Consider the following 1,821-nt stretch of genomic DNA (forward strand, 5'->3'; position numbering starts at 1 on the left):
GCATCCCGGCCTGGAACCGGATCCCCTCACGAAACGCCCGACGCTCAGCGGTCAGGCCCCCACCCTCCGGATACCTCACACCAACGGCATACCGCAGGGATCACGAACCGTCACTACCCGACGACAACCCGAAATGCTCAGTAATCAGCGCCTCCCACACACCGGGGGAAGCTCAGCGGAGTTCGGGTTGCCCGTCGAGGCGGACGTCGGCGAGCCAGACATCGAGGGCCAGGTGCTCGCTGCGGCGTTCGCGGACCATGGTCGCCAGGCGCCGGGCATACTGGGTAGTCGTGGCCAGGGCCGGGCTGCGTTCGCACAGCTCGTCGAGGCACTTGCGTTCGGTATCGTCGAGCCGCTCGGGTCGGCGCATGATCCAGTCGGTGACGCGGCGGACAGTCAGGTGGGGTGGTGGGGCCTCCGCCGGGATCGCTCCGGTTCGGTAGAGCCGCAGATGACGCTGAACGGTGTTGACGTCACCGCGGTAGCCCAGTTGCTGGATCTCACGGGTGAGTGCGGAGGCGTTGGTGCAGCCCTCCATCCACCGGTGGTGCAAGTAGCGCCGGTAATCGTCGATCACGCTGGGGCGGTGGGTCGCCGCGACGAGGAGTTGCTCCACGTCGGCGGCTCGGGCGAAACGCAGGACGGTGCCGCGACTGAGACGGAGTTCACGGGCGATGGCCCGCAGGCTGTCGCCGCGCTCGATGCGTTCGTGGATCTGCTGGTGACGCTCGCGCGTGCGGGCGACCAGGGGACGCGGCCGGCCGTGGACGTCCAGCTCGTTCGAGCCGGCAGCTCCGGAACGGGGCATCTCATCCCGCTCTTCTCCGAGGTCGAGGGGTTCGCGCAGGTCGGCGCGGTGGCGGCCGACGACGCGCTCGACGGCCTCGGCGAGGTTGTGCAGCAGGTGCCAGGCGTCGGCGACCTGTTGGGCCTGCGGCGCACCCGTGCAGGCACCGTCGCGGAAGGATCCGGCGCGGTCGCGGCAGATCGTCCGCACTTCGGGGTGGTCGCGCAGCGAGGTGGCGAAGGTGTTCGCGGCGCGATCGGCGAGGACGTCGACCGGCCGGTGGGTGTCCATGTCCACGAGGACCGTCGCGTAGGTGCGACCGCGCCGGATGGCGAACTCGTCCACCCCCAGACGCGGGACGAGGCCCGACGACGGGACGGGTAGCGCCCGGATGAGACGGAGCAGGGTGTCCCGACACGTGGTCATGGCCGGACGCCCGGAGATCCGGGCTCCGGCCCGGCCGCCCAAGAACAGGGCGATGTCGGTGAGCTGAGCGGTGAGCGCGGTCGTGCGACGCGCGTGGCGGGACGTCAAAGCCGGGATCTGCGATCTGCTCGGCGAACGTCCGCCGGTCGCACTGGTCGTTGCCGCATACGAGACGACGCACCCTCAGGTCCAGCCGAACCCGCCGACCCGCGACCGGACGGTCCGCAAGACGCCGCCGGTAATAGCAGTGCAGCCGCGATGATTTTCGCTCGCACCCCGGGCAGACGGCCGACGCCGCCACCGACCGCACGGCGAGACGAACCTCGCTATCCCCAAGAACCATCTCCTCGACCTCCACGCCGATCCCCGGGAAGAGAAGGTCCGCCACACGCACCGAATCCATCACGCCGAGGTCATGCCCACCGCCCGATCACGCCGGCACGGACCCCTCAGTGGACGTTAAGAAGACATCTCATTTGGAGAGTCGGCGGTGGCAGATGAGGGCGGCTGCGATGCTGGCGAAGGCTGCAAAGTGGTCGGCCTTGCGTTCGTAGCGGCGGTGGAGTCGGCGGAAGCCGCCGAGCCAGGCGACGGTGCGCTCGATCACC

1 protein-coding gene and 3 pseudogenes are annotated in these 1,821 nt (G+C 69.6%); all 4 read right to left on the reverse strand.

What is annotated here, in order from left to right:
- Positions 1-79: pseudogene (locus PUR56_RS43540) on the reverse strand (helix-turn-helix domain-containing protein); the annotation flags it as partial.
- A 93-nt stretch (positions 80-172) separates the two neighbouring features.
- A complete protein-coding gene (locus PUR56_RS22715) occupies positions 173-1,330 on the reverse strand; it encodes an ISL3 family transposase (protein WP_329950268.1) in 1,158 nt (385 codons plus the stop codon).
- Between the two features lie 55 nt (positions 1,331-1,385).
- A pseudogene (locus tag PUR56_RS43545) lies at positions 1,386-1,616 on the reverse strand (transposase family protein); the annotation flags it as partial.
- A gap of 69 nt (positions 1,617-1,685) precedes the next feature.
- Positions 1,686-1,821, reverse strand: a pseudogene (locus tag PUR56_RS22720) (IS5/IS1182 family transposase); the annotation flags it as partial.

The organism is Streptomyces sp. BE303, assembly GCF_036290945.1.
In the GTDB taxonomy this organism is placed as follows: domain Bacteria; phylum Actinomycetota; class Actinomycetes; order Streptomycetales; family Streptomycetaceae; genus Kitasatospora.